Source organism: Microcoleus sp. B4-D4, assembly GCF_036705185.1.
Taxonomy (GTDB): Bacteria; Cyanobacteriota; Cyanobacteriia; order Cyanobacteriales; family Microcoleaceae; genus Microcoleus.
In genome coordinates this window covers 1-5,154 of the sequence record NZ_JAUBTX010000098.1, presented here as the reverse complement: position 1 = coordinate 5,154, position 5,154 = coordinate 1, and the positions used below count along the sequence as shown (strand labels likewise).

The window sequence follows — 5,154 nt, the reverse complement described above, 5'->3', positions numbered from 1 at the left end:
CGATTGAAAGCCAACGAGCAGCGACCCGCTATTGAAGTAGTCAAAGACTACGGCAATATTCCGGCGATCGAATGCTTTCCCGGACAACTTAACCAGGTGTTTATGAATATTATCGCCAATGCGATCGATGCCTTAGAAGAATCAAATATTGGGCGGAGTTTTGCAGAAATTAAAGCTAATCCCAATCGGATTACCATTCAAACCTCCTTAGTAGAGCGTCAGGTGAAAATTAGTATTGCTGATAATGGTCGTGGAATGAATGAATCAGTCAAACAAAAGATATTTGACCATTTATTTACTACTAAGGGTGTAGGGAAAGGCACGGGGTTAGGACTGGCGATCGCACGGCAAATTATTGAAGAAAAACATGGCGGTTTTATCCAAGTAAACTCTATACTGGGACAAGGAACAGAATTTATCATTTCCTTACCAACTCTAGCCTAAAAAAAGTTAACTTTCCCTGACATTCAGATTCATCGAACCAATTACTCACTGCTCAATTCTAAAATAACAACGGCTATGAATAACTCTAACCCCAATACAAACAATCCCACAATCGCTCAAATTCTCAACTATCAAATTGTCGAAACAGTTTATTCAGGAAGTCGCACCGTAGTATATCGGGGAATCCGTACATCAGACCAATTACCTGTCATCATAAAACTGCTGAAAAATGACTATCCCACCTTCAGCGAACTGGTACAGTTTCGCAATCAATACACTATTGCTAAAAATATCAACTCACCTCTAATCGTCCAAACTTATAGTCTGGAACAGTATCGAAATAGCTATGCGTTAGTCATGGAAGATTTTGGAGGTGTATCTTTGCAGGAATGGGCCCAAAAGGGGAAAAGCACCCTCTCATTAACCGAGTTTTTACAGATAGCAGTCGCACTGTGCAATACCTTAGATATATTGTATCGTGAACGCATCATTCACAAAGACATCAAACCCAGTAATATCTTAATTAATCCCGAAACTAAACAAGTCAAATTAATTGACTTTAGTATCGCCTCCTTGCTACCGCGAGAAACGCAAACTTTGATAAATCCCAATATCTTAGAAGGGACACTCGCTTATATTTCTCCAGAACAAACCGGGAGAATGAATCGGGGAATTGACTATCGAACTGATTTTTATTCTTTAGGTGTAACTTTCTACGAATTACTCACAGGTAAATTACCATTTCAATCAAATGACCTGATGGAGTTAGTACATGGTCATATTGCCAAAGCAGCACCCTTAGTACAGGAAATTAACCCACAAATTCCGTCTGTACTATCAGATATAGTCAACAAATTGATGGCAAAGAATGCCGAAGGTCGCTATCAAAGTGCTTTGGGACTGAAATATGATTTAGAAAAGTGTTTAGCTCGACTACAAGTTACGGGTTCGATTGAGAGCTTTGAAATTGGACAACGGGATCTGTGCGATCGCTTTCTCATCCCCGACAAACTATATGGACGAGAAACCGAAGTAAAAACCCTACTCCAAGCATTTGAAAGAGTCAGTATGGGTGCAACAGAAATGATGCTGGTAGCAGGTTTTTCGGGGATTGGGAAAACAGCCATTGTTAACGAAGTACATAAGCCAATTGTCAGGCAACGCGGTTATTTTATCAAAGGAAAATACGACCAATTTCAACGCAATATTCCCTTCTCTGCTTTCGTCCAAGCATTTCGGGATTTAATGGGGCAATTGTTAACCGAAAGTGATGTTCAACTAAAGCAATGGAAAAATCAAATATTAGAAACTGTGGGAGACAACGGTCAGGTAATTATTGAAGTCATTCCCGAATTAGAAAAAATCATTGGCGAACAACCACCAGCCGTGGAATTATCAGGAACGGCAGCCCAAAATCGATTTAATTTATTATTTCAAAAATTTACCAAAGTTTTTACCAGTGCAGAACATCCGTTAACGCTCTTTTTAGATGATTTACAATGGGCCGATTCAGCATCATTAAAGTTGATGCAGCTATTAATGGCTGATACGGGTCATCTTTTTATCGTTGGTGCTTATCGGGATAACGAAGTCAATCCAGCCCATCCATTAATGTTGACTTTGAGCGAAATTCAAAAAAAACAAGCAACCATTAACACTATTACTTTAACACCCCTAAGTCAATCTCAAATCAATCAATTAGTCGCTGATACCCTAAAAAGTACAGAAAATTTGGCATTACCCCTTTCACAGTTAGTCTATCAGAAAACCAAAGGGAACCCATTTTTTGCCACCCAATTTCTCAAAGCCTTACACGAAGAAAATTTCATTCAATTTAACTTAGAGTTAGGCTGTTGGCAATGCGACCTGTCCCAAATTAATCAACAAGCCTTGACCGATGATGTCTTAGAATTTATGGCGTTGCAGTTAGAGAAGTTACCCTTAGCAACCCAGAATATTCTGAAGTTAGCCGCTTGTATTGGCAATCAGTTCGATTTAACAACATTAGCAATTGTTTCAGAACAATCAGAGGTAGAAACCGCAGCCAATTTATGGAAAGCATTGCCAGAAGGTTTGATTTTACCTATCGGTGATGTTTATAAATTTTATGTAGGGGCAGAAAGTCAATCCGTTACTTCAGAAAAATCTCAAAATGTTACCTACAAATTTTTACACGATCGCGTCCAACAAGCCGCCTATTCCCTGATTCCCGATCGCCAGAAAGCTTCAATCCATCTGAATATAGGTCAACTGCTGCTCGCTCGCACATCGGACATAGAACAGACCAACAAACTATTTGATATCGTCAATCACCTAAACTGGGGATTGAAATTGGTCGTGGAGCCCGCAGAACGAGAGAAAATTGCCCAGTTAAACGGACTCGCTGCCAAAAGAGCCAGGTCTGCAACCGCATATCAGTCTGCTATGACCTACGCAACTACAGGAATCACGCTGCTAAAGCCCGATTGCTGGCAAAGTCAGTATGAATTGGCTCTAATGTTGCATGAATTGGCGGCTGAAAATGCCTTTCTTGCTGGAGAATTCGAGCAAATGGAACATTGGGCCGAGATAGTGTTGCAAGAAGCGAAAACACTACTCGATCGAGTGAAAATCTACGAAATTCAGATTCAAAACCATACATTGCAGCATCAACTGTTGGATGCGAGCGCCTTGGCCAAACAAGTGCTAAGTCAATTGGGTATTCCATTGCCCGATAGCCCTACTCAGTCAGATATCCGGCAGGGATTTGAGGATACGGTGAACCTGTTGGCGGGTAGAGCGATCGAGGAGTTATTAAACCTGCCCGCTATGACAGCCTCTGAACCTCTGGCAGCGATGAAAATTGCCACCAACGCTGCACCAGGCATTTATAATACAAATCCTTCCTTATATCCATTACTGATTCTGTCGCAGGTAAATGCCTCGATTCAATATGGAAACGCGCCATTCTCTGCCTTCTTTTATGTCAGCTATGGTCTGCTGTTGAATGGCATTTTAGAAGACATGGAAGCAGCCGATCGCGCTGGCAAGCTAGCGTTAGCAGTAATCGAAAAATTCAATGCCAAGGAGGTTGAATGTAGAACCCGCTTTTTACTGGGGACAGTGGTTCTACATGGCACTACTCATTTGCAAACGTCACTGCAAGTTCTACGGGAAGGCTACCAAATTGGATTAGACACTGGAGATTTGGAATTTGCGGGTTATGCTGCACTTTATACCTGCCAACAGGCATACTTCAGCAGTCAGGAACTCTTAACGCTGGAGCGAGACATCCAGACCTACAGCCAGATGCCAAAGAATCTCAAGCAGGTTGTGACGTTGAACTACTTTCAACTGCTCGGACAGGCGGTTTTAAATTTGTTGGGCAATGCTGAGAATCCCCAGCTTTTGGCGGGTGATATGTGCGACGAGGCGCAGTTCCTACCCCAGTTGTTGGCAGCGAACGATTTGATGGGGCTTCATTCGTTCTATCTGCATAAATTGATTCTTAGCTACCTGTTTGGTGACACGGCGCAATCCCTGTCAGAAATTGCGACTGTGGGCAGACAGTATTTAGCAGCAGGGGTAGGTTACGTCACAGTGCCCATCTTTTACTTCTATGACTCTCTGGCGGCTTTAACTGGGGATTTTAGTGGGGAGTCTGAATTAGCGGATCGCCTGCAGCGGGTAGCAGAAAATCAGGCTTCGTTGCAGAAGCGGGCACACCATGCACCGATGAACCACTTGCACAAGTGGCATTTGGTTGAAGCAGAAAAGCATCGAGTGTTAGGTGAAAAAGCCTCAGCGATCGACTATTACGATCGCGCCATTTCAGGAGCCAAAGAAAACGGTTATATCCAAGAAGAAGCACTTGCTAACGAACTAGCCGCCAAATTCTACCTCGACTGGGGCAAAGAACTCATAGCTCAGTCCTACATCACGAACGCCTACTATGCCTATGCTCGTTGGGGTGCTAAAGCTAAAGTTGCCGACTTGGAAAGGCGCTATCCCCAACTGCTGGCTCCCATATTACAGCAAACCCGTTCTCCCCTCTCCACTCATGAAACCATCTTCGCCTTGGGGAGTCGCACTTCCACAATTGGAGCAACTTCTAGCAGTAGTAGTGTCTCTGTCGCTTTAGATTTAACTGCAATTCTCAAAGCTTATCAAACTATTTCAGGTGAAATCGAATTTGAAAAACTGCTTTCATCGTTACTTTCGATCGTCATCGAAAATGCGGGAGCCAATAAATGCGTGTTAATCCTGTTGCGAGACCAACGCTTGCTGATCGAAGGGTCAATTATTGCGGGGTTGGAACCAGTTGTGTTGCAACACCTTCCGATTGAAGAGTGCCAAGACATTCCCTACAAACTAATTTACAAAGTCAAGCACGAGCGGCGAACTGCTGTGCTGATTGATGCTAGTGCCGATCTGACTCTAGCCAACGATCCGTATATCATTCGTCAGCAGCCTTCTAGTATCTTGTGCAGTCCCATTTTACATCAAGGTAAGTTGATGGGCCTTTTATATCTAGAAAATACTTTAGTAACGGGGGCGTTTACGAGCGATCGCGTGGAGCTACTGAATCTACTTTGCGCTCAAGCTGCTATCTCCCTACAAAATGCCCGACTTTATGAACAGGCACAAACTTATTCCCAACAGCTAGAGCAAGCCTTGCATGACTTGCAGCAAAGCCAATTGCAAATGATTCAAAGCGAAAAGATGTCGGCT

The 5,154-nt window shown here is 43.0% G+C and carries 2 protein-coding genes; both read left to right on the top strand.

The window, feature by feature from the left end:
- A partial coding sequence (locus QUB13_RS30160) for a sensor histidine kinase (RefSeq protein ID WP_333388700.1) occupies positions 1-444 on the top strand: 444 nt, incomplete at its 5' end.
- A gap of 75 nt (positions 445-519) precedes the next feature.
- On the top strand, positions 520-5,154 hold a 4,635-nt coding region (locus tag QUB13_RS30155), incomplete at its 3' end, for an ATP-binding protein (protein ID WP_333388697.1).